The following is a 21859-nucleotide window of genomic DNA, read 5'->3' as shown; positions in this document are numbered from 1 at the left end:
GGTCGCAAACCTTGCACGGCCCAAGAACTTTCGCGGTCGGCTGACGGCGCTCGTACGTTCTCCGAAGCAGTCATATCGACGTCGGGCGGCGGCGTCCTCTCATGTCGCTCGTCCTCGGTTCGAAAGCGGCCACCCGTCACGCCTGAAGATCAACGGGCCGAGGTCATCTCAGTCTCGGCAACGCACCATCATGCCGATGGGCATGCACCTTGAACTGGCGTTATATCGGCTTGTGTCTAAACTGAGGGGCGAAGTCACCTGGGGCACTTGCGACCTTCGAGCTTGCTCGAACGGCGCAGCTCAGCGCGACTGAGTGACGAAATGTGTTGTGTCCCAACATACTCTGTCGGATCTGCCAGATCGCTGCGTTGATGTCTTCGATTGCTATGCGGATCTGTTCTCGGAATCCTGCGTCAGGCGTCGGCGAGCCGCCTCAACGTGCTGGCCGCAAGCCGTCGTGGGGTCTGCTGGCTTGAAACCAGCTGGGACCGCACGTAGTGGCTGTTCAGGCATTGGTTTCGTGTCGGCCAGCCTTTTTGTGCAATATACGTGCAGAAACGGTGCTGACGAACCTGCGGATTCCGGGGGTTGTGGAACGCGGATCAGCAGTGTTCGTATTGACGTCGATAGGGCTGCGACTCCGGTAGGACGGTGTATCCGGGTGTCTGGCAGCCGCCGACCACGACCTCGAAAAAGGGGCCCATGGAGTAGGCGGGGCCGTTGGGTGTGTGGATCGTGTAGGCGACCGCCGCGCCGGAGCCTGCCAGGTAGGGAAGATGCAGATCGGCGAGTTGTGTGGTCTGCGCTGCGCTGAATTCCGTCCCTACGGGAGGGAATACGGTGACGCCCAGTGTGCGGCCTTCAAGAGGCGGGTCGTAGACCGACACCTGAGCGAAGAACGGGATGGGTTGATCGGTCAGGAACCACTGCCACAGGTCGAGTTCGTCATTGGACGGGAAGCGAGGGGTGGGCTCTTGGTGGGGGGTGACGCGATCGTGGGGCCATGGATACGATCCGGGGCTCCGTTCCGAATGATTGGTGAACCCGCGCTCCCGCTCATGAACGGTGGATACGGTCCACTGGTTGGACGCCAGTTCGGGGAAGTCCTGGATGATTCGGCGCATCGCCGCGATGGCGCGGTGGGGTTCGGTCTCGGAGCCCGCCCGGATGTCGATGGCGTTGGTGATGCGGTCCGCGAAGCCGCCGCTCGAGTCCCAGTGCACTTCGGTGCCCGCAGCCCATAGTCGCGCCCAGTTGTTTGCGGCGTTCGCTTCCGTGCTCACGTCACGGCCGAACATCCAGTACGCGGAATAGGAGTCCGCCATCCGGTCGATGGTGACCGTTATCGGGTCGCCTTTGAAACGGCGCGGAAGCGGTTGAGCGCCCATGGCACTGACCACAGACGCGGCCTCGGCCGGTGTGGCGTCGTCGCGGAGCTGCACGTCGAGTTCGGCGGTGAAATGCCTGCCCTTGTAGTGCTCGAAGCGGTGTGATGCGTCGGTCACCCCCGGGAGGGCCTGGATGGCCGTCTCGATCTTGCGTGACCAGCTGTCATGTTCGGCCTGGTCGCGTCCTCGATCGAAGTAGCCGCATCCGGTCAGCAGGACGGCCGTCATCAGCAACCCGAGGGTGGGCACGGTAGAGCGCATAGCGTTGATCTTTCCAGCAATCGGCGTCACAGCGCTGCCGCCGACGTGCCCCCAGTTCTGTGGCCGGATTGCGAGATTTTCGACGCAGCTAAGGAACTGCGGTGGCGTGAGCGACGGAATGGGACGGCCCGACCCGACGATCGCCACGCCTCGCCCGCCCTCCACCTCAGCTATCTGCAGACTGCCATCGCTCGGTGTCAGGGCTGGTCATCGCAAGTATTGCGATGACCATCCCCTTTCGTGCAACGCGCCGTATGTCGCTGACATCAGCGCCGTATTCGGGGCTCCGAGGCGGAAATGGTCGGCCGCCGAGACGAACCGGGTTCCCGACCGGGTCCTTACGCGGGTGGGCTCATCGTGCGGGCGAGTTCGGAAAGCTCGGCGAGGAACTGGCCCGCGGGGACGGGCTTGCCTTCCTTGCCGATCGGTGAGGGGTCCAGCGGAACGAGAAGCTCGACAAACGGAGAGTGCAACCACAGTGCCATCACATACAGGGCGGGGATGCGCAGCAGCCGAAGCTCGAACCCGGCAGCCGCGAGTTGGGGCAGTTTTCGAACAATCTTCAGGGCTTTGTCGGTGGCCAGGACGAACGGTCCTTCGGTGAACTGCGCCATCTCTTGGGTGCCGTCGGGAGCCAGCGTGGTTTCGGCGCTGGCGATGATCTGGGCGCCGTCTACGACGAGGTAGCGCCAGCCCACCGGACGGGCCGCGTCCAGACCCGCGCCGGCGGTGATGTCATCGAGACCGAGGGTGAAGATCTGGTGGGGTGTGGACAGGTCGAGTTGGTCCTTGCGGGCCCCGCGCAGCGCCTTGGTCGAGAATTTCGCGCCGTCGGCGAACGCGCGAAGTTTCCCTTTGACCTTGTCGGGGACTTCGGAGGGCGGGTCGGGCAGATGGAGCGGCATGAGCGGTTCTCCTCAGGGCTGGGTCTTGTAGCTGACGGTCCAGGTTCCGCTGCCCTGGTACCTGTTGCGGAAGACGTCGTAGGTGACATCGGAGTCGCCCTCCCACGGATCGGCGACGCTGACGTAGTCGACACCGTTGATCACCGAACGCCCTCGCACAGCGACGATGTGGCCGCCTCCGCCCTGCCAGGAGATGTTCACGACGACCGGTGCGGATTTGGTCATCTCGGCGCCGAGTTGGACGTTGGTCAAGGCGTTGTTCGAGCGCGCGTTGAGCCGCCCGATCCGGGTGAGCGCGGTATCGGGCCACCGGCCCTGGTTACACGGCGATACCGCGCCCGCCCCGACGGCGCAGTCGTTGCGGCCCAACTCCGCGTTGGCCAGTTTGCCCTGGGTCCAGGTCGATGCCGGGTCGTAGTACGCCGCGGTGCTGACTGTGGCCGCGTTCCAGCACCACATGGTTTGCTCTTGGTGCTGCATCCGGAAGTCCAGACGCTGGTCGTCCATGGCGAGAAAGAACTTCTCGTGGATGCCGCCCTCGGCACCGAACTGGGCGTTGACCGTGCCGCCGGCGCCGCTGGTGGTGGTCACTCCGCTACCGTTCAAGCGCAGGTAGACCTTCGGGAAGGCGGCGGACTCGAAGGAGACTGATCCGTCCGTCTGTGGCCTGGTGTTGTACTTCTCCCAGGGGCCGGGGCCGGTGGCGCTGTACTGGGCGTTGACCGTGCCGCCGCCGGATTCGGTCTGGGTGCTCACCGCCCTGCCGTCCATGCGCAGGTAGACCTTCGGAAAAGCCACCGACTCGAAGGCAAAAGAGCCATCGGCTTGGGGTCGGACCCGGAACCGCTCGTAGAGGGCCGCCCCGTATTGGCAGTTGACCGTACCGCCGCCGTAGTCGGCCGGGGCGGTCACCCCGTTGGCGTCCATTCGTAGGTACACATTCGAAAACGCCGTCGACCGGATGGTGACCGGTGTGTCCCCCAGGACTGCGAGGTCGGCTACTGACAATGCCATGATGGGCCCTCTTCCATGCAGGTGCATCCCTGGTCATGAGCGAAACCTGCTCTGCTGCAAGATATTTCGGTCGATGCCTGTGGGATGGACCCAGTTCAGCACAGACGGCCTGGGCGCACACGGTCTTTGGCCTCGGGGCGGGTTTTCGTTCGGCAAGTGCCCTGAACGCGAAAATCACTGCAGCGCAGAACAATTCGAGATCTCAGAGTATCCTGGCTACGGGCACTGCCGCCTCGATATCCGCGGGGTCGGTCAATGGGAGATACCACCGTGGTACACCTGCCTCAGTCCGTCGGTGGTGTCGCACGGTAGGCCGCATCGTGGGTCTGCTGGCGGGCATCCACGGCACCGGCCTGGTCGACGACGCGACCGGACATCTCCGGGCTCGGACCTACCGCTGCTCGGAGCGGCCCTGATGCTCGGCGCCAGTATCGCCGCCGCCTGGATCGCCAGTCGCGAGATCGCTTCCCGCAGCCCGATCGCAGACGCGAGTCCGACACGGGCGCGGGGTCGCACGAATCGCACCCGCCGGATCGCGGCGAACGCTGCGCTCGTCACCGGACTCACGTCGTCGTTCACCTCGCTCGCCATCGATCCGGCCGATATCTTGATGGACCGCGATCACCGGCCCCGGACGTGGACTCGTGGCAGTGGGTCTGAGCCTGCTCGCGCCGGAGATGCTCACCTTGACGGAGTTCGCCATCAGAAAGATCCTGCCCTGCGCGCGGGCGCGGCCGGGCATCTCGCGGCGCGAAGTACGGGTCCGACTTCGTCTCAAAATCGTGGATCTGTCGGCCCGGTGTTCTCTGCATCGGCCAGATCAACTGGACGCCAGGGATGATGCTGCGTTGCACCGCGTTGAAGCGATCGGGGAACTGCTGCTGATGAGAGCCGCCGACGACAAACAACTCATGAAGACGATCGCCCGCTGCGGTCGTGTCGACCTGCTCTGCGTCGACGAGCTCGGCTACACAACTCGACCGCCGCGGCGCGGAACTGCTGTTCAAGTCCTGACCGAACGCGAAGAGAAGAACTCCGTCGCGATCGCGTCGAACGAGTTGTTCTCCGGCTGGACCAAAACCTTCACCGACCCAAGGCTTTGCGCCGCGATCGTAGACCGACTCACCTTCGGCGGGCACATCATCGAAACCGGCACCGACTCCTACCGGCTTGCCCGCACCGCCCAAGCCAGAGCGACTGCCCCCGGGTGACGTCGAGATTGACCGATAGTTCCCAGGTCAAATGGCGGACCGGCGCAGTCAGGCGGCGAAGACGGTGCGGACGACAGACTCGTCACCGTCGATCTCGACCAGACCGAAGGCGCGGGCATCGCTGAGAGTGAAGGCGCCGGCGGCGAGGCCGAGGATGTAAGCGGGGTCCGCGCGGACGGTGGCGTCAAGCTCGCGGCCGTCGTGCGGGCCGACCTCGAAACCCGAACTCGTCGTGCGGAGCTGTAGAGGTGAGTCCCCGATCTCGAGGCCGACCGTTGCCGAGAGGCGAACCTCGACACGGGTGTCGAGTAAGGCGGGAAGTGCGAGGGCGAGCCACCCGGGGCGGAAGGAATCATCGTCGGCGGGGCCGCGGACCATCAACGGGGTGGACCAGCGAATCAGGCTCTCGACGGGCTGGCGTAGTTCGGCACCCCACGGCGTCAGGGCGTATTCGACCACGCTGCCCACGCCCGTGAGTCGCCGCTCGACAACACCCGCGGCCTCGAGGTCGCGAAGCCGGTCGGCGAGCAGGTTGGTGGCAATGCCGGGGAGTCCCTCGATCAGGTCCCGGTAGCGAGCGGGGGCGATGAGTAGCTCCCGGACGATGAGCAGGTTCCACCGGTCACCGACAACTTCGAGGGAACGGGCAAGCCCGCAGTACTGGCCGTAGCTACGCATCAATTCCTACAATCGCTTGAACTTATCAAGTGCGCGTGACATCCTCAATCATACCCTGATGCCTAGCCCAGAGGGGGCCACCATGGCCGATACCACCCACAGCGTGCGGCCCGGTTGGGTCGACGACGAACTGTTCCCATTCGAGAGCCGATTCGTCGACATCGACGGCCACACAGTGCATTACGTCGACGAGGGTTCGGGTCCCACACTGCTACTCCTGCACGGCAACCCGACCTGGTCGTTCCTCTGGCGCGACGTGATCGCCGCACTGCGCGATGACTTCCGGTGCATCGCCCTCGACTACCCAGGCTTCGGGCTGTCGACAGCCAAGCCCGACTACCGCTACCTGCCCGAGGAACACGCCGACGTGGTCACCGGGTTCGTCGACGCGCTCGGCCTCGAGGGGGTCACTCTGGTCGGGCAGGACTGGGGCGGCATGATCGGCCTGGCGGTCGTGCAACGACGGCCCGAAGTCTTCGATCGGCTGGCACTCGCCAACACCTGGGCCTGGCCCGTCAACGGGACATTCCACTTCGAGTGGTTCGGTCGCGTCATCGGCGGACTCCCGTTCCGCTTTCTGGTCCGGCAGTTCAACCTCCTGGTCAAGGCGTTCATCCCCACCGGCCACCGACGGCGGAAGCCGACCGCGGCCGAAATGGCCCACTACAGCCAGGCGCTGAACACCCCCGAACGGCGCCAGGCTTGCGCCGTGCTTCCCGGCCGGGTCCTCGCCAGCCGAGACTTCTTCGCCGAGGTCGAGGCTGGTCTTGGCGACATCGCGCACCTGCCGACACTGATCGTGTGGGGTGACGCCGACATCGCCTTCCGTCCCCAAGAGCGCCAGCGTCTGGAAGCGACGTTCACCGACCACACGACCGTGATCGTCGAGGGCGCAGGCACCTACGTGGAGTCTGACGCGCCTGAGGAGTTCGTCGCCGCGATCCGCGACTGGGCCGCGACCCAGCGCGAAGACGCGAGTCGTGCCAGCGAGACAGGCCTATAGACCGCCCTCGCTTGCGTCGGGTCGTCGCGGCGCCGCACCGACAGCGGAACGGCTGCGCTGCATTCGTCGACGAGGTCGGCCTGGCTCGACCACATTCCGCTGGCGGGGACCGACCACCAGCAAGTTTCCTCCGTGTCGGCGTCACCAACGTCTCATACACCTAGCCCTGCAGCAGCCCCCCTTTGTCGTAGGGCTCGCTGCCTATTCTGGCCGCTCGACCCACCAGTCGGCAGTGCGGCGGCCGTCGTGCGAAGTGCCGAGCGTGATGTATTCCAATAATGCCGGGTAGGGCGACTGGGACATCGGGTGCTCGCGATGACCGCGTGGATTTCCCGTGACCTGGCAGATGTAACGGATTGGCGTCCCAGGGAACCGAGATCAGGGCGGCGAATAATCGGCGCGGCCACGACGAACTCAGGGAGCCGACATGTTGTCGATAGATCGACTTCAGCCTACCGGGGAACACGACCTGATCGGGAGTGAGATTGCCGCCGGGCTCTCCGCGCAGTCCAAATGGCTGCCATCGCGGCTGCTGTTCGATGAGCGCGGAATTCGGTTGCGTGACGATATCGTTCGGCTTCCGCAGTTCCACGCCGTGCGTAGTGAACTCGCCATCCTGGCCGCCAACGCGGGAACGATCGCCGGCGCGACCGGAGCGTGCACGCTGCTCGAGTTGGGCGCCCGCAGACCGAATGCGACGCGACTGCTCATCAACGGACTCGCGGCGACAATGCAGACCTATATCCCGGTCGACTTTCGCGATGACGCGCTCGCCGAGACCGCGACCGTGATCGCGCGCGCGTATCCCCGGCTTTCAGTCCGTGCGATAGTGGCTGACTTCGTGCGCGAACCGCATCGGTTGCCGGCCCGCGGCGGCAGGCTGATCACGTTGTTGGGAGGGGTTTTCGGCGGCTGTCTGCCGGGCGAACGCGCCAAGATGCTGCGCCGGATTCGGACCACCATGGAGTGGGACGACACCGTGCTGATCGGCGTCGACGTGACCTCCACACCGCAACGGCTGATCGCGGCGCGCACCGACCGGTTCGGCGTGAACGCGACGTTCAACAGGAACATCCTGTGTGTGCTCAATCGTGAACTGGGCGCACAGTTTCCGCAGGACCAGTTCGAGCACCACGCTGTCTGGGACGAGGCTGCGTCGCGGGTGGAGCTGCGGTTGCGCGCGCGGTGCGACCAACACGTGCCGATCCCGGGGTTGGGGCTGGAGCTCGAGGTCGAGCGGGGCAGCCAGATCCGCACCGAGACCGTCGCGACATTTCGGCGTGAGCAGCTCGAATCCGAGCTGTCGGCAGTTGATCTCGCGATTGATCGATGGTGGACCGCTCCGCGGGGCGACTACGCGTTGGTGCTGGCCAAGTCGTCGATCGGTCAGTAGTGATGCGTCGAGGACAAGTCAGTCAATTGCCCGAGCGCGAACCGCTCTCGTCGGTCGTCCGGAAATACACCTCGAGCCGGGCACGGACCGCAGCACGGGCGCGATGCAGAATCACCCGCTGATTGCCTGCGGTGATACCGAGCATCGCGCAGATCTCCTGCGAGGAATAGCCTTCCGCGTCGCGCAGGGTCAATACGATCCGGCTACGGTCCGACAGCTCCGCGATCGCCGCGGCGAGGACCGCACCCATCTCGACGCGCTCGGCGGCGTCCTCGGGTTCGGACCACCGCTGCGGTGTCTGCGCGGGGCGCCAATGCCCGGGATATGGGTCTGCTGCCGGGCGAAACCGGTCGGGATCGACGGTCGGTTCGGTGTCTTCGGGCAACAAGCTCCCGAAGGGCACGGTCCTGTGCTCTTTGATGCCGCGCTTTTTCGCGGTGTTGACGAGGATGCGGAACACCCAGGTTTTCAGTGCGGATCGACCCTCGAATCCGTCGATGCCACGGATCACCGCGATCCAGGTTTCTTGGACGACTTCTTCGGCGGACGCGAGAGTCGAGACGAACGACATGGCCAGGCGCAGCATGGATCCCGACCAGGCGGCGAGAATCACGGTGAAGGTCGTTTCGTCGCCCGCGCGCAGCCGCTGGACCAGCAGATCGTCGGCTGGCAGTGAGGTCTCGCCGCCCACGGATTCACCTCGCTTTCGACGCTGGTCACGGCTGGTGGCCAACTCTAGCGTCAGCGAGGCGGGCGGGCTCGGGTCGGCACAACCACAATCAGTGTCAGCCGGAACGTCGGCGCGTCATTGCCCGTATCAGGGCCGCGGCGAGGACCAGCGACCAGACCACCGCGACCGCGACGACGAAGCCGACATGGTAATCACGGTCGAGGACGGTGGGATTGCCCGCGACGGCGAACTCGCGCCCGAAGACCGGAACGGCGATCAGCGCGAGCGTCACCGTGCACACCGCACCGATCGTCACCGGCCCCCACCACGACGGCGGCAGGATCCGCTTGCCCGCGAAACCCGCTGCGGCACACAGTGGTGCGAACACGCCGTCGTGGAGCACGATCGCGCCGGCGAACCAGAGGGCGATCGATGTCAGATCGGTGGGGCTCTGCTCGAGCACGAGACTGACACCGAACCAGGTGAGCCAGATACCGATGAGGCCGAGGATTATTCGAATGGTCGTCATCGCTGTACTTCGATGGTCGAGAGCCACTTGGTTTGCCGGACGCCCGGTCGATTCGGGGCGATCAAGCGGCACGGGTACCCGTGATCGAGGTCGAGTTGCTCGCCGTTGAGACGCAATGCGATCAAGGAATCGGCCGCCTCGACGTGTGGCTGTGGCAACAGTGATTGGTTGAACAGGCCGCTTTGTTCGAGGGATCGGAACACCACATCGCCGCCGCTGTAATCGCCGACGGCGGCGAGTAGGTCACGCACCGCGACACCGGACCACTCGGCGTCGGCGCTCCATCCCTCGACACACGCGATCGGCAGCTCGGCGGTGGTTTGCGGTAGCGCCGCGAGGTCGTCGACGGAGAACGCGCGCGTCTTCTCGCCGAGGGTGACGGTGAGCCGGTAGGCGGTGTCGCGGGCCCGCTCCTCGACCCCGGCCTGGGCTGCTGTTCGGTTGATCGGAACCCCTTGCGGTCCTTCACCACTGCGAGGGGCGAGGACTGAGATTCGTCGCAGCAACGGGACGGTTTGGCCGGCCACGGCGATTCCCGCGACCGTCGCGGCGGCGAACGCGGATCCGAGCACGACCCGGCGTGAGAGCGCGGCTCGGTCCTTCAGCAGCTCACCGTCTTCGGTGCTCTTTTCCGGTCGGACGAGTGCGGTGCGGATAACAGGCAGCTTGATCGCGAGATGGACTGCCAGCGCACCGATGGCGACGAAGGCCATCGCGTAATGCGTAGTGGTGAAGAAGAATCGCCACGGGTAGTACTGCGCGGTGTTGAACAGCCCGGTGACCAGCTGGAAGATCGTCGATCCGACGAGCACCGCGACGGATCCGCGTTCGAGTATGCGCAGGGGGTTGCCCAGCAGCGGTCGGGCGAACAGTCGGGGGAACACCGACCACAGCTTCACGATCAGTAGCGGTATGGCGACCACGCCGGAGATCACGTGTGCGCCCTGAGTCACCTGGTACAGCCACACCGGGTGGGCGGGCCACCAGAACCAGGCGGGTGGGTGCTGGATCCAATGACTGACCAGGCCGGTGAGGAAACAGATCGTGACCGCGATGCCGAGCAGGATGCCCACTCGGGCCGCGACAGCGGTGGATCGTGCGGGCGAGAACTGCTCGCTGAGCGCCTCGGGCAGCAATAGATCACCGGTCGATGTTTCGCGGTCGTCGTTCATCGCCGGGTTCCTGCCAACACTGGGCCGAGACGGGCGGCTGTCGCGGCGAAGAGTCCGTTCGATGCCGCGGCGACCGCGGCGATGTCCTCGACATGGTCGACGTCGGTCAGTTCCGGCAGCTCGGTGACGCGACAGCCATAGCGGAGCAAGGCCGTTCGTGTCAGCTCGCCGGTCCGCCCGGTCGACATCGGGACATCGGTGAGGACGCGGGCAGCACGAGAGTCGGTCAAGCCCAGCGCCCACCAGCCCCCGTCAGTGGCGGGTCCGAGCACCGTGTCGGCGCTGGCTACCAGTTCGGTGGCCGCTGCGGCGAGCAACCCAGGACCGGCCTGCGGGGTGTCCATCCCGATCTGTAGGACGGGCATACCCGGGTGCGCGGCATCGGCGTGTGCGGCGGCGAGTCGCGCGCCGAAGGTGTGCCCGCGCTGCGGGACGACCTCGAAATCGAGCAGAGCCGAGGCGATCTCGTTCGCTCGCCGGGCCCGGGGCAGCTCGCCGGTCCACGCCACCACGGCATGGCGGGCGCCGCTGTCTCGAACCGCGGTCAGCGTGTCGAGCAGGGCGGCGGCGGCCAGTTCGGCGGCGTCGATGGGGCTCAGCGGCGGGGTGAGCCGGGTCTTGGCGAAACCCGGGATCGGTGCCTTGGCGACCACGAGCAGTGTCGCGTCGATGCCGGTCATCGCACGCTCCAGAAATCCCGCGCGGCACCGAAGGTTCCGCGTACCGAGCCCGAAACCTTCGACACGCCATGGCTTCTCGGCTGGTAGATGACGTCGTGCTCGACCACCTGCCAGCCGGATGTGGCAGCACGTGCGAGCAGCGCGAGCGGATAGCCCGAACGCGGGTGCAGCGGTCCGAGTGCGAGAAGTTCGGCGCGGCGGACGACTCGCATGGCGGCGAGGTCGTGCACGTCCAGGTCGTATCGTCGGCGCAGCCACGAGGCGAGCAGCCAATTGCCCAGCCGCGCATGCCATGGCCACGCACCGGGTACCGGCCTGCGCCTGCCCGCGACCATTGTCACTCCGGGCACGAGGATCTCGACCAGATCGGGCAGCTCAGCCGGGTTCATGGACCCGTCGCCGTCGAGCACCGCGATCAGCTCTGTTTTCGCCGCCTCGACTCCGGCCTGCACAGCGGAGCCGTAGCCCGGCCGGTTCTCCACGACGACGCGGGCGCCCAGTTCCCGGGCGACGGTCGAGGTGTGGTCGGTGGAGCCGTTGTCCACCACGATCACGGCGTACTCGGCGGGGACCGCGGCCAGCACGCCGGGTAGGGCACCGGCCTCGTTCCGGCACGGGATCACCACGGTCACCCGCTGGGTGTCATCGTCAATGCTCACAGTTTCGACCGTAGGGTCGGCCGGACGGAAAAGACCTGCTGAAACCGCTTACGAAAGTGTGACGGCACGTCCGCGCTGGTATCGGCCCGCCGGTGCGCCCTCCTACGGTGAGACAGTGCGGAATACGTCTGTCTCCACCCGGCGCAAGGTCACTGCCCAACGTGCCGACCTGTCCTGCGCGGCGGCCGCGGCGGTGCTGCTCGCGCTCGCTGTGGCGGTGCCGCTGCTGATCGGCGGGCGGTGGCGCGAAAGCCTGTTCGCCGGTGCGGCTCCGCTGTTCGGCAGTTGGCTGCCGCATGTCGGGTGGGGCAGCGGCCCGGCGATCGTGATCGCGGTCGTGGTGGTCGTCTACGGTCCGTCGCTCGCCGCTCGCCTGCCGTGGGGGCAGCTGCTGATCACCACCTGGCTGGCAGCGCTGGCCTGGGCCTTCTCGCTGGCGATGGTCGATGGCTGGCAACGCGGCTTCGCCGATCGCCTCACCTCCGATCACGAATACCTGCACGAGGTGGGCGGCGTGGACGATATCGCGGCGATGGTGCGTGGCTTCGCGGGCCGGATCCTGGACTTTCAGCCCGACTCCTGGACAACGCACGTCTCCGGGCACCCGCCCGGCGCGCTGTTGACGTTCGTGCTGGCGGACCGCCTCGGCCTCGGCGGCGGCGTCTGGGCCAGTGTGTTGTGTACAGCCGTCGGATGTAGTGCGGCCGTGGCGGTGGTGGTGACGCTGCGCGCACTCGGGGCAGCCGAGCGGGCGCGTGCCGCCGCACCGTTTCTCGCGCTGGCGCCCGCCGCGATCTGGCTGGCGGTCTCTGCTGACGCCCTATTCGCCGGGGTGACCGCGTGGGCGGTGGCGCTGTTCGCGCTCGCGCTCGCACCAGGTGAGCGCAGGCCGCTGCTCGCTTTCAGCTCCGGTCTGCTGTTCGGGTACGGCTTGTTCCTCAACTACGGGTTGATCCTGATGTCCGTAGTCGCGGTCGTGGTGGTCGCTGTGCGCGGACTGCGTGGGGTCTGGCCTGTCGTGCTGGGCGTGGTGGTTGTCGTCGCGACTTTCACGGCCGCCGGATTCTGGTGGTGGGACGGCTATCAGCTCGTGGTCGAGCGCTACTACCAGGGGATCGCCACCGATCGGCCCGTGTCGTACTGGGTCTGGGCGAACCTGGCGGCGACGGTCTGCGCTGTCGGCCTGGCGTCCGCCGCCGCGTTGAGCCGCATTCCCGCCGCACTCGCGCTCCCCGCACCGGCCGACGTCCGCACCGATCCGATCGGCGCACTCGGCACCTGGCGCGCCACCATCGACCCGGCCGCGCTGCTCGCCGTCGCGGGGCTCGCCGCGATCCTGCTCGCCGATGCCAGTCTCCTGAGTAAGGCCGAGACCGAGCGGATCTGGCTGCCGTTCGAGATCTGGATACTCGCCGCGACGGCCCTGCTACCCACCCGGACGGCCCGGGTGTGGCTCGCGGTGCAAGCGCTCGGCACACTGCTCGTAGTCCATCTCGTCCTGACGAACTGGTGAATCGACACGATATGACGCGCATCCTGATTGCCGACGACGACCCAGTGGTCCGCGAGGTGGTCCGGCGCTACCTCGAACGCGACGGACTGCAGGTCGTGGAGGCGGCCGACGGCGCTTCGGCCGCCGCTGCGTTGCACGGTTCGGCGATCGACCTGGCGATCCTCGATGTGATGATGCCACCCCCGGACGGGATCGAGCTGTGCCGCGAGGTCCGCGCCGGTCCGCGACCCGACATCCCGATCATCATGTTGACGGCCCTCGGTGAGGAGGACGACCGAGTGGTCGGACTACGCGCTGGCGCCGACGACTATCTGACCAAGCCGTTCAGCCCACGCGAATTGGCACTGCGTGTGGCCTCGGTACTGCGCAGGGCCAGGATCCACGAGCCGGTGGGCGACCCTGTCTTATGCAGCGGCACAGTCGAATTGCGGTCCGCGTCGAGGACCGTCACTGTCGCAGGAGCTCCGGTCGAGCTGACCGGCCGGGAATTCGACCTGCTCGCATTCCTGCTGGCCAACCAGCAACGGGTTTTCACCCGCACCGAACTCTTGGCCGACGTCTGGGGCTGGACCTTCGGCGATCAGTCGACAGTCACTGTCCACATCAAGCGATTGCGCGCCAAACTCGGTGCGGCGCATCGCATCGACACCGTGTGGGGTCGCGGCTACGCCTGGGGTCGCGAGAACGGCGGCACCCACGATGCCGACTGACTTCACCGGCTTGATCGGTCTCGCGTTGATCGGGACGATCCCGGTGGTCGCGGTTGGTGCCCTCGCGCTGCGCGTGGTCCGTGATCGCCTGCTCGGTGCGAGCATGGTGATCCTGGTCCTGATCCCCACCGTGGCGACGCTGACCGGTTTCGTCGCGGTGAGCCGGATGATGTTCACCGACGAGCTGGAACGCGTCGCAGTGGTGCTCGCGGTCGTCACCGCGGTAACCGTGCCCGCCGCGGTACTGCTCGGCCGAGCCCAGGCACGGCAGCTGGTGTGGGAGAAACAGATGCTCGACCAGGAACGCGAGGCCGAGCGCTCGCGGCGGGAGCTGGTCGCCTGGGTCAGCCACGACCTTCGGACACCGCTGGCGGGCATCTGCGCCATGGGGGAGGCACTGGCTGACGGGGTGGTGCGCGAGGACAACGACATCGAGCGTTACGGCCGACAGATCGTGCGCGACACCTCACGGCTGTCGGCCATGGTCGATGACCTATTCGAGATGTCGAAGATAGCCGCGGGCGCGCTGCGGCTGTCGATGGAACCTGTCGACCTGCGTGAGCTCATCGACGAGGTACTGGCCGCCGCGGAACCGGCGGCGACCCGCGCGCAGATCGGAGTCACCGCCCGCCAACCGCCGACCCGGATCATGGTGGCGGGCAGCGATCAGGCTCTGACCAGGGTTCTCACTAATCTCGTCGCGAACGCGATCGCGCACACTCCGCCGGGTGGGTTGGTCGAGATCACCGTCGGCGCAGACGCGGGACAGGCATGGGCGCGGGTGCGCGATACCGGTCCCGGTGTCGCCGACACCGATCTTCCGCGCATTTTCGAGGCCGGATATCGCGGCAAAGCGGCCCGCTCGCCGAGCGACGACGGCGGCAGTGGCATGGGGTTGGCCATCGCCGCCGGGTTGCTGTCGGTGCATCAGGGCACCATCACCGCGCGAAACCTGGAGCGAGGCATCGTCTTCGAGATCCGATTGCCACTGCTGTCGGGTACCGCGTTCCGCGAGTAGCTTTTTCGCTCGCATCGTTCACCAGGTCGGGGCTCCGGCGCTCGCTACCGCGCGGAGCGGGGACAGTGCGAACTCGGCGAGTCCCTGCTCGGGTGTGATCGTGGCGGTGAAATCGAGCAGCAGGCGGGCGCGATCGGGGCTGGCGACGATATGGCGGACATCGCCGGGGCGATACTGCCCGGTGACGACGGGCGTGCGACCGTCGTGTGCCGCAGCCAGGACCTGTGCGACCTCACCGATCGTAATCGGTTGTCCGGAGGCGATATTGAGCGCGACGAACCCGCCCAGCTGCGTTTCCACCGCGGCCAGGTTCGCGGCGGCGATGTCGTGGACATGTACGAAATCCCGGACCTGTCTGCCGTCTTCGAAGACGCGCGGCGCCTCGCCCGCTTCCAGCGATGAGCGGAAGATGGCCGCTACTCCGGAATACGGTGTATCCCTGGGCATATCGGGACCGTATACGTTGTGATAGCGCAGCGCGGTGACCGTCGAGTTCGTCGCCGTCGCCCATGCTGCGGCGTAATGCTCCTGAGCCACCTTGCTCGCCGCGTACAGACTGCGGGGGCGCAGCGCGGTGTCCTCGCCGACCGGCAGCCAGCCCAGCGGCTCACCCGAGCGCGGATCTCGGTGATCGAACCTGCCGCACTCGAGGTCAGTGACCGCGCGTGGTGGCGGGACGAACAGGTCGGCGTCGGCGGTGCGGTAGCGGCCCTCGCCGTAGACCACCATCGAGGACGCGAGCACCAACCTGCGGCACTGTGCGCGCGCCATCGCGGCCAGCAGCACCGCGGTGCCGAAGTCGTTGTGGCTGGCGTAGGCGGGCGCGTCCTGTGCGCTGACGCCCGCCCCGACCACGGCGGCCTGGTGACACACCACCTCGACGCCACTCAAGTGGGTGTCGAGGGCCTCGGGATCGCGCACGTCGACGCGTTCGAGCCCCGCCGGCGTCGGTGCCTCCGATCCGTGGGCCGCGGCGAGCATGAGATCGATCGCGATCACCTCGTGCCCGGAGCTCTCGAGCGTGCGGCGAACGTGGGACCCGATGAAACCGGCGGCGCCGGTGAGTAGAACGCGCATGCCATTGATTCTGGTGTGATCCCACAGGATTTCGCGCCGCCCCGGAGATCGGTAAGGGTTCCGTCACATTTACGCGGAGTAGGGCCCGATGTCAGCGTTTCGTCAGAATTGCGCGGGGCTCGGCGAGGCCACTGTGCGCAATGCTGAGTAGGTATGCGAAATCGAGGAGAATTCACCGGGAGGATGGCTGTGGCGGCCACTGTTGCCGAACGCATTCGGTCGCGTGTCGAGCATGTCCACCGTGCGCGCGTGCTGGAATGGGGCGGCGACCATCCGCTGGTGAGTAGACGACCCGTGCCCGGCGATATCGTGCTGACCGGCACCGATTATCTGGCAATCGGTGCTGACCCGCGCATCGCGGCGGCCGTGAACGGCGCGAGACCCGGCGCCGATCCCGGGTCTATGGTGGCGCTGGAGGCAGAGTTCGCCGCGCATCTGCACGCACCGGCGACGGTGTTGTGCCAATCCGGCTGGGAAGCCAATGTCGGCTTGATGCAAACGATCACCGACGCGCACACCCCGGTCTACACCGACGATCGTGCGCATATGTCGGTGGCGTTCGGCGCCCGCGCGGCCGGAGCCGCGTTGTATTCGTTTCCCCACAATGACGTGAACGCACTGCGATGTCGGATCACCGCGCACGGACCGGGTGTCATCGCGGTCGACGCGATGGACAGCACAGCGGGCAGTCGCGCCCGGATCGAGCGGCTGTGCGAGCTCGCCGAGGACACCGGGTGCGTGCTCGTCGTCGACGAATCCCACACGCTCGGCGTCGAGGGACCGCACGGCGCGGGCACAGTGGTGTCGCTCGGTCTCGCGGATCGGGTGCTCTTTCGCACCGCGAGCCTGGCGAAGGCTTTCGCCGGACGCGGGGGAATCCTCGCCTGCGATCCTGACATCGCCGACTACTTTCGCCTGACCTCCTACCCCGCGGTGTTCTCCTCCGCGGTGTCCGCACGCGATATCGCCGCGCTGCGGGCCGCACTCGCGGTGATCAGAACCGCGGAATCTCGTCGGTCGCGGCTGCGTGCGGTCGGGTCACAGATCCGAACGGCGTTGTCGCGGTCGGGATTCGCGGTCGCGGATGAGCCCGGCCACATCGTGTCGCTACCGACCGGACCCGGCAGGCACGCGATCGCAGTACGCGACCTGCTACACGAGCGCGGGGTGCTCGGCTCGATGTTCTTTCCTCCGGCGGTACCCGGCGGCGGCACGCTGATCCGCTTGTCGTTGAATGCGGCGCTCACCGACACCGATGTCGACCGGGTCGTCGCCGCCTGCGACGCGGTGGCGAACACGTTCGGACCGGTTCCGCCCGCCTCGAACGCATCCCCGCTCAGTCGCTCATAACGCCGCGCGCCGTCTGCCCTCGGCGAAGAACGTGGCGATGGCCTTTGCGCCGTCGAGCTCGCTGAGAGGCCGGGCCGCACCGAACGGCTGGTTCCAGAATTCGCCGGTCTGCCGAACCCACGGCCCGACATAGGCATAGGGCTCAGGAATCGTGGAGTCACCCGGGGACACACCGTAGTTCGCCTCGTCCAGTGAGATCGCGAGATCGAAATGCTCGGGCCACAGCACCGGTTCGGGCGCGCCCGGCAATGTGCGCAGCGCAGCGTCACCGTGACCGAAAGCATCGGAAATCATCTGTGCGGCAACACTATCGACGATCAGTGGCGTCTCGTTATCCCAGTCTGCGGTATCGCGGTACACCCCTTGCGGCGCGCCCGCGACGATGCCGGTCAACGTCGCGAGCTCGACGATTGTTCGGTCGTGCAGTAGGTGGCTGGTGCCGTCGCCGACGCGCAGCCGATTGCCGTCCACCGTCACGGCAGGGGCGACAGTCGTGGCGAAACCACCGCTCACAGTGGTCAGCCTGATCGTGCCGGCCTCGTGGTATTGCGGTCCGGCCAGCAGGCGTTCGGCGACAGCGTGCAGGCTGTGGCGGGTAGCGGTGTAGTCGTTCATCGGATCCGTTCCTCGGTGCACGCGGTGGGTCCGCGCCACGCGGCGGGCTGCTGATCGGCGGAGCCTGTCGCGATGATGTGCAGTGGCGACAGGTGCGCGGATCGTTACGTCGGCGCGTTCCAATCACGGAAGGCGGCGAGCAGGGTCGTGCGGGCGGATTCGGACAGATCCCCCGAACGTAACTCACCGATCACGCTGATGGTCTGCCGGATCTGAACGAGGTAGGTGTCGCATCCGTGGCATTCGGCGATATGGGCAACGAATCGCTGTTCGGTGACCTCGTCGAGCGCGTCGTCGAGAAACGCGGTAACCAGCTCGACGAATTCGTCACAGTCCATTGCGCGCAGCCTCTCCGGGGTTCTCGCTGGACGCTGCCGACCTGCGCCAACCCCCTCGTCAGCATATCTACGTGCGATGCGCACGGCCGACCCGGGAGCGCGGGTTCCCTCGATCCGATCGGCGCGAAAGGTCTGCACGTCACATCGCCTCACTCGGTTTCGTCGGGTTGTGGCATGGCCCCGAGTCCGGTTCCGGCTCTGGCGTTACATCCGAATTGATGTCGGCCGCCGGTGAACCATCGTCGTCAGGTACTGATCCGTGACCGTCCGATCCCCGTACTTGTTCGCGGCTTCTACACTGTAATACGCCAACCATTAGCTTGCATCAAGTCTGTGTGTGGCCGATTACCCAATCACGAACGCCCCGAGCTCATTACCAGCGAGCTCGGGGCGTTCGGCGTTGCGCGGCTGGAAGGCGCGGACAGAGGGATCGGCGGATCGAAATTGCAGATGCTGGGGGTCAACGGCTAGCTCGCTTGCTGTGTCGATGAGCGGGTAGCGGATTCGCCGGTCAGCATCGAGAGCGCGGCGACAACCTCGAGTAGATTCGATTTGACGTAAGTACGTAGTCGTGCCGCCGGCAGCATCCACCTAGCGAGTGCGTTAGCTGATGCCGGCGAGGCCGATCGTAGGTTCGCGGCCGGCGAAACTGCTGCGCTGCTGACGATCCTAGTCGTTGCACTCTAAAGCCCACGCCAGCTCACCAAGTTGGCGCCGATCTCGCTGCCGATGAGGCGGTGGATATGACGTAAAGGCCGGTCACCATAAACTCGCAGCAAATCCCAGCCAGGCCACTCGCGCAGACGCGGAAGTACCTGCCAATTGTATGGTCGCCCCTGGCTTCGGCTTCGACGATTCGTTCATATGTTCGCGTGTTCCCCGCATCGAGCAGGCTCGGCTTTCTGTGTCCGATTGTCGGTGCTCGACGCGGCGGGCTAGACTGTGCGCCCGGAAGGCTCTTACCTTCTGCCGATTCCGGCCTGAGAGTCGGCCGACGGTGACGAAGGAGTCGCGTGAATACGCCCTTCTGGTGGCCGCGTCAATCAACGTTGTCCGCCCGAACCGAATCGACGGTAATGCCCCGATGAGCACAGCGACCGCCAACGAGGCGTTCGAACACCCTGCCCTGTTCTATGCGAACGAGCAGGAATACACGCAGCAGACGGTGGCATTCCTGCGCGAGGGTTTGGCGGCGGGTGAGCCGATGGCCGTCGCGGTACCGGGTCCCAACCTCGAGCTGATCAAGGACGAGCTCGGCGTCGATGCTCGCGACATCTCGTTTCTCGACATGACCGAAGTCGGCCGCAACCCGGGGCGGATCATTGCGAAGGTGCTCAGGGGGTTCGCCGACGCGCATCCGTTGGGGCGGGTGCGCATCATCGGCGAGCCGATCTGGGCTGGGCGTAGCACCGTGGAATACCCCGCGTGCGCGCAGCACGAAGCGCTGATCAATGCCGCCTTCGACGGCCGCGCGGTGACCATCCTGTGTCCCTACGACGAAACCCGCCTGGACGCGGCGGCCCTGGCCGATGCGCGGCTCACCCACCCCACCCTCATCAGTCAGGGGCGTGAGCAGGCCAGCAACGACTACGACTGGCAGGCGATCGTGGCTCGCTACAACGAGCCACTGGTGTCGGCGCCCGATGCCGCCGTTTTCCCCTTCGGCGAAGCTGAGCTTCGATCGGTCCGGCACTTCGCTGTCGACCACGCGAGCAAATGGGGACTCGACGCCGTACGGGTCGAAGACGCCAAGCTGGCGGTCGCGGAACTGACGACCAACAGCGTGGTGCACGGCGGCGGCCGGGGTCTTTTCGCGATGTGGTCCGAGCCGGGACAGCTCGTGTTCGAGGTTCGCGACGGCGGGTGCCTGAGCGATCCACTGGCCGGGCGCAGGCCACCTGAACAGGGACAGTTCGGCGGTAGGGGCCTGCTGCTGGTGCACTACCTGGCAGATCTGGTGCGCATACACACCACTGAGGACGGCACGACGATCCGCTTCTATCTCGACGTGTGAATCAGAATCTGCCTCGCTTATCGTCGATAAGCCCGTGGCGGGCTCAATTTCAATCCCGGACAGTCGGGTTTCACGCCGAACGGTCGCAGCGAAAAGTCTTCGAGCGGGTGGTCCTCCGAATCCTTAACACACCGCTGCGTCTCCTCGTTCGCAGACGAGGTCACACTTGTGTCCCGTGAGGTCGGCACCGAGGAGCAGGTTGGGGCGGGCAGGCCGACGTCAAAGGCGTCTCGGGACCTGGAAGGACCCACTGACATGGTCGATAACCTCACCGCGCTGGGTTCGCTCGATCGCGCGGGCTTCCTCGGTACCTGGAAAGACCTCACCGGTAATGTGATGGCCTCCAACCTGTTCAACCAGGTGCGCTCCGAGGGACCGCAGGATCAGGAGTGGGAGTTCTCCCAGAAACCGAAGCGGGATGGTTTCGGGCGATGGTGCAGAAGTCGCCGCTGCACGAGGCGATGATCTCGTGGTAAGTGGGCTGTTCGGCGAAGCGGTCGGCGAGTCGGGCAGGGCGTGGCATGCTTACGCCGCCGGAAATTGCGATTAGCGGCGTGGTGATATCAACCCGGGATCTTAGGTTCGTAAAATATCGCGAGCTGTCTGGCACCCACCGTTGAGAAGTGGCCGAACCGGCGCATTCGTCGCTTTCGGCGATCAACATATCTACGCGTGATGCCCACGGCCGCCCCTGAAGCGCGGGCGGTTTCGATCCGATCGGTGCAGAAGGTGTTCACATCACCGCACTCCGTTCGAGTTCTGGCTCTGACATCAGATCCGTACAAAATGGCACCGCCGCGAAATGTTGCGATCTCCTGACGGCCACTGTTACGCCACTGCAAAGAGCAGGAAATGTTCCCGTAGCGCGACTTTCATCAGTGAGCTGTCGCGTGGTCCTCGGCGCGCCACGGTCTGCGGACAAGCTCGGTCGGGCCCCGACACGCCTTGGTGCGGTGTCGTGGGATGACTGCTCGAACCTGATGAGGGGAAGTATGAAAAACAACCGAATCCGTGGTGGCCTGGGCGCTGTCGGCACCGGCGTTGTAGTGCTGGCACTGGGTGCGCTCGTGGCAGGCACCGCCGGTGCCGACGCCTACGTTCCACTGCCCGACGGCGAACGAGCCGGTCACGGCGTCACGGTGAAGCGCACCGGTGAGCACGCCGTGGTTTCTCCGTCGATGGCCGCCAACGGTGCGGGCCGGGTCGCGTGGGTCTCGGCCAATGTGACGGCTGACGTGACGATCACGCCTGAGGGTGAGGCGGGTCCGAACAACGGTCCGTCCGGTGCGAACGGCACCAACAACTCTTCCACCCACGGTGCCTCGCAGCTCAACACCGGCTACATCATCGGCTGCCAGGTGTCGATCGGTGACGACGCGATCTCCGCGGGACTGTCCGGCGGAATCGACCTGTCCGGGTTCAGCGTCGGTGGTTCGGCGGGCGTCGAGCTCGGTCCGGGTGAGGTGAAGTTCGTCCAGCTCGAGAAGAAGGATATCGAGAAGGCGGGCGTCTACTCGATCGAGTACCAGGACGTCGAGATCGAGGTGCAGGGATGTGCCGGGTACGCGCAGGCCCGCTCGTACACCGTGGTCGAGATCATCGGCGACCACTACTCCAAGACCACCCTCTACGGTGCGCCGTTCAGCATCGGCTGACCTACC

At 66.1% G+C, this 21859-nt stretch carries 22 protein-coding genes; 10 read left to right on the top strand and 12 right to left on the bottom strand.

What is annotated here, in order from left to right; all coding sequences use genetic code 11:
* Positions 1 to 602: 602 nt before the first annotated feature.
* From NS1_RS27475 to NS1_RS38650, 3 genes are all read right to left on the bottom strand, one after another.
* Positions 603 to 1796 carry a hypothetical protein gene (locus tag NS1_RS27475; protein WP_157125406.1) on the bottom strand — a complete coding sequence of 398 codons (1194 nt, stop codon included), beginning with the start codon at positions 1794 to 1796 and terminating at the stop codon, positions 603 to 605.
* Between the two features lie 191 nt (positions 1797 to 1987).
* The gene (locus tag NS1_RS27470; RefSeq protein ID WP_062989061.1) at positions 1988 to 2554 is read right to left on the bottom strand and encodes a hypothetical protein; all 567 of its coding nucleotides are present in this window, start codon (positions 2552 to 2554) and stop codon (positions 1988 to 1990) included.
* A gap of 12 nt (positions 2555 to 2566) precedes the next feature.
* Entirely contained in the window at positions 2567 to 3568 is a 1002-nt protein-coding gene (locus tag NS1_RS38650) for a papain-like cysteine protease family protein (protein ID WP_157125405.1), read from the bottom strand.
* A gap of 644 nt (positions 3569 to 4212) precedes the next feature.
* Between NS1_RS38650 and NS1_RS42515 the strand changes: the two genes are divergently transcribed.
* Positions 4213 to 4779, top strand: a complete 567-nt coding sequence (locus NS1_RS42515; RefSeq protein ID WP_373864369.1) for an ATP-binding protein — start codon at positions 4213 to 4215, stop codon at positions 4777 to 4779.
* Positions 4780 to 4827: 48 nt separating this feature from the next.
* Here NS1_RS42515 and NS1_RS27455 read toward each other — a convergent pair whose 3' ends face one another.
* The gene (locus tag NS1_RS27455; protein ID WP_062989059.1) at positions 4828 to 5457 is read right to left on the bottom strand and encodes a winged helix-turn-helix transcriptional regulator; all 630 of its coding nucleotides are present in this window, start codon (positions 5455 to 5457) and stop codon (positions 4828 to 4830) included.
* A gap of 82 nt (positions 5458 to 5539) precedes the next feature.
* On the opposite strand from NS1_RS27455, the gene NS1_RS27450 reads away from it, so the two are divergent.
* Positions 5540 to 6460, top strand: coding sequence for an alpha/beta fold hydrolase (locus NS1_RS27450; protein ID WP_062989058.1), 921 nt, complete (start codon positions 5540 to 5542; stop codon positions 6458 to 6460).
* Between the two features lie 427 nt (positions 6461 to 6887).
* Positions 6888 to 7853 (top strand): L-histidine N(alpha)-methyltransferase, encoded by a 966-nt coding sequence (locus tag NS1_RS27445; protein ID WP_062989056.1) that lies wholly within the window; start codon positions 6888 to 6890, stop codon positions 7851 to 7853.
* 22 nt (positions 7854 to 7875) lie between these two features.
* Here NS1_RS27445 and NS1_RS27440 read toward each other — a convergent pair whose 3' ends face one another.
* From NS1_RS27440 to NS1_RS27420, 5 genes are all read right to left on the bottom strand, one after another.
* Complete coding sequence (locus NS1_RS27440; RefSeq protein WP_157125404.1) at positions 7876 to 8544, bottom strand: RNA polymerase sigma factor; 669 nt, start codon at positions 8542 to 8544, stop codon at positions 7876 to 7878.
* A 94-nt stretch (positions 8545 to 8638) separates the two neighbouring features.
* Complete coding sequence (locus tag NS1_RS27435) at positions 8639 to 9052, bottom strand: hypothetical protein (RefSeq protein ID WP_063816282.1); 414 nt, start codon at positions 9050 to 9052, stop codon at positions 8639 to 8641.
* Complete coding sequence (locus NS1_RS27430; protein ID WP_084504497.1) at positions 9049 to 10224, bottom strand: molybdopterin-dependent oxidoreductase; 1176 nt, start codon at positions 10222 to 10224, stop codon at positions 9049 to 9051. Before NS1_RS27430 ends, NS1_RS27435 begins: the two co-directional genes overlap by 4 nt.
* Positions 10221 to 10904 carry a TIGR04282 family arsenosugar biosynthesis glycosyltransferase gene (locus NS1_RS27425; RefSeq protein WP_062989050.1) on the bottom strand — a complete coding sequence of 228 codons (684 nt, stop codon included), beginning with the start codon at positions 10902 to 10904 and terminating at the stop codon, positions 10221 to 10223. The genes NS1_RS27430 and NS1_RS27425 overlap by 4 nt, the downstream gene beginning before the upstream one ends.
* A complete protein-coding gene (locus tag NS1_RS27420) occupies positions 10901 to 11557 on the bottom strand; it encodes a glycosyltransferase family 2 protein (protein ID WP_062989146.1) in 657 nt (218 codons plus the stop codon). Before NS1_RS27420 ends, NS1_RS27425 begins: the two co-directional genes overlap by 4 nt.
* Positions 11558 to 11678: 121 nt before the next feature.
* Here NS1_RS27420 and NS1_RS27415 point away from each other — a divergent pair, with 121 nt between their 5' ends.
* Genes NS1_RS27415 through NS1_RS27405 form a run of 3 tightly spaced genes read left to right on the top strand, consistent with a single transcriptional unit; the run spans position 11679 to position 14804 of the window.
* Positions 11679 to 13076: a hypothetical protein gene (locus NS1_RS27415; protein WP_157125402.1), complete on the top strand. Its 1398-nt coding sequence runs from the start codon at positions 11679 to 11681 to the stop codon at positions 13074 to 13076.
* Positions 13077 to 13087: 11 nt separating this feature from the next.
* Positions 13088 to 13786 (top strand): response regulator transcription factor, encoded by a 699-nt coding sequence (locus NS1_RS27410; RefSeq protein WP_062989048.1) that lies wholly within the window; start codon positions 13088 to 13090, stop codon positions 13784 to 13786.
* The gene (locus NS1_RS27405; protein WP_062989046.1) at positions 13776 to 14804 is read left to right on the top strand and encodes a sensor histidine kinase; all 1029 of its coding nucleotides are present in this window, start codon (positions 13776 to 13778) and stop codon (positions 14802 to 14804) included. Before NS1_RS27410 ends, NS1_RS27405 begins: the two co-directional genes overlap by 11 nt.
* Before the next feature lie 18 nt (positions 14805 to 14822).
* Here the strand turns inward: NS1_RS27405 and NS1_RS27400 are convergent, their stop codons facing one another.
* Complete coding sequence (locus tag NS1_RS27400; RefSeq protein ID WP_062989044.1) at positions 14823 to 15881, bottom strand: NAD-dependent epimerase/dehydratase family protein; 1059 nt, start codon at positions 15879 to 15881, stop codon at positions 14823 to 14825.
* A gap of 279 nt (positions 15882 to 16160) precedes the next feature.
* On the opposite strand from NS1_RS27400, the gene NS1_RS27395 reads away from it, so the two are divergent.
* Positions 16161 to 17231, top strand: a complete 1071-nt coding sequence (locus NS1_RS27395; RefSeq protein WP_169812839.1) for an aminotransferase class I/II-fold pyridoxal phosphate-dependent enzyme — start codon at positions 16161 to 16163, stop codon at positions 17229 to 17231.
* Here the strand turns inward: NS1_RS27395 and NS1_RS27390 are convergent.
* Together NS1_RS27390 and NS1_RS27385 are read right to left on the bottom strand one after the other, a co-directional pair.
* Entirely contained in the window at positions 17226 to 17846 is a 621-nt protein-coding gene (locus NS1_RS27390; protein WP_062989040.1) for a hypothetical protein, read from the bottom strand. The genes NS1_RS27395 and NS1_RS27390 overlap by 6 nt on opposite strands.
* A gap of 104 nt (positions 17847 to 17950) precedes the next feature.
* Positions 17951 to 18184, bottom strand: a complete 234-nt coding sequence (locus NS1_RS27385; protein WP_062989037.1) for a zf-HC2 domain-containing protein — start codon at positions 18182 to 18184, stop codon at positions 17951 to 17953.
* 1084 nt (positions 18185 to 19268) lie between these two features.
* On the opposite strand from NS1_RS27385, the gene NS1_RS27380 reads away from it, so the two are divergent.
* The 3 genes from NS1_RS27380 to NS1_RS27370 all read left to right on the top strand — a co-directional run bounded on the left by NS1_RS27380 (position 19269) and on the right by NS1_RS27370 (position 21853).
* Positions 19269 to 20198: an anti-sigma factor RsbA family regulatory protein gene (locus NS1_RS27380; protein ID WP_062989035.1), complete on the top strand. Its 930-nt coding sequence runs from the start codon at positions 19269 to 19271 to the stop codon at positions 20196 to 20198.
* 255 nt (positions 20199 to 20453) lie between these two features.
* Positions 20454 to 20663, top strand: a complete 210-nt coding sequence (locus NS1_RS27375) for a hypothetical protein (protein WP_062989033.1) — start codon at positions 20454 to 20456, stop codon at positions 20661 to 20663.
* 527 nt (positions 20664 to 21190) lie between these two features.
* A complete protein-coding gene (locus NS1_RS27370) occupies positions 21191 to 21853 on the top strand; it encodes an MspA family porin (protein ID WP_062989031.1) in 663 nt (220 codons plus the stop codon).
* The last annotated feature ends 6 nt before the right edge of the window (positions 21854 to 21859 follow it).

Origin of the sequence: Nocardia salmonicida NBRC 13393, assembly GCF_001613085.1 — a bacterium.
In the GTDB taxonomy this organism is placed as follows: Bacteria; Actinomycetota; Actinomycetes; order Mycobacteriales; family Mycobacteriaceae; genus Nocardia; species Nocardia salmonicida.
This window is presented reverse-complemented; position numbering and strand designations above follow the sequence as displayed.

Excerpts from the sequence above, each read along its gene's own strand:
- NS1_RS27405 (WP_062989046.1), top strand. The coding sequence starts at position 13,776 with ATGCCGACTGACTTCACCGGCTTGATCGGTCTCGCGTTGATCGGGACG.
- NS1_RS27425 (WP_062989050.1), bottom strand. The coding sequence starts at position 10,904 with ATGACCGGCATCGACGCGACACTGCTCGTGGTCGCCAAGGCACCGATC.
- NS1_RS27445 (WP_062989056.1), top strand. The coding sequence starts at position 6,888 with ATGTTGTCGATAGATCGACTTCAGCCTACCGGGGAACACGACCTGATC.
- NS1_RS27455 (WP_062989059.1), bottom strand. The coding sequence starts at position 5,457 with ATGCGTAGCTACGGCCAGTACTGCGGGCTTGCCCGTTCCCTCGAAGTT.
- NS1_RS38650 (WP_157125405.1), bottom strand. The coding sequence starts at position 3,568 with ATGGCATTGTCAGTAGCCGACCTCGCAGTCCTGGGGGACACACCGGTC.
- NS1_RS27410 (WP_062989048.1), top strand. The coding sequence starts at position 13,088 with ATGACGCGCATCCTGATTGCCGACGACGACCCAGTGGTCCGCGAGGTG.
- NS1_RS27435 (WP_063816282.1), bottom strand. The coding sequence starts at position 9,052 with ATGACGACCATTCGAATAATCCTCGGCCTCATCGGTATCTGGCTCACC.
- NS1_RS27380 (WP_062989035.1), top strand. The coding sequence starts at position 19,269 with ATGAGCACAGCGACCGCCAACGAGGCGTTCGAACACCCTGCCCTGTTC.
- NS1_RS27430 (WP_084504497.1), bottom strand. The coding sequence starts at position 10,224 with ATGAACGACGACCGCGAAACATCGACCGGTGATCTATTGCTGCCCGAG.
- NS1_RS27390 (WP_062989040.1), bottom strand. The coding sequence starts at position 17,846 with ATGAACGACTACACCGCTACCCGCCACAGCCTGCACGCTGTCGCCGAA.
- NS1_RS27385 (WP_062989037.1), bottom strand. The coding sequence starts at position 18,184 with ATGGACTGTGACGAATTCGTCGAGCTGGTTACCGCGTTTCTCGACGAC.
- NS1_RS27375 (WP_062989033.1), top strand. The coding sequence starts at position 20,454 with ATGGTCGATAACCTCACCGCGCTGGGTTCGCTCGATCGCGCGGGCTTC.
- NS1_RS27470 (WP_062989061.1), bottom strand. The coding sequence starts at position 2,554 with ATGCCGCTCCATCTGCCCGACCCGCCCTCCGAAGTCCCCGACAAGGTC.
- NS1_RS27370 (WP_062989031.1), top strand. The coding sequence starts at position 21,191 with ATGAAAAACAACCGAATCCGTGGTGGCCTGGGCGCTGTCGGCACCGGC.
- NS1_RS27400 (WP_062989044.1), bottom strand. The coding sequence starts at position 15,881 with ATGCGCGTTCTACTCACCGGCGCCGCCGGTTTCATCGGGTCCCACGTT.
- NS1_RS27450 (WP_062989058.1), top strand. The coding sequence starts at position 5,540 with ATGGCCGATACCACCCACAGCGTGCGGCCCGGTTGGGTCGACGACGAA.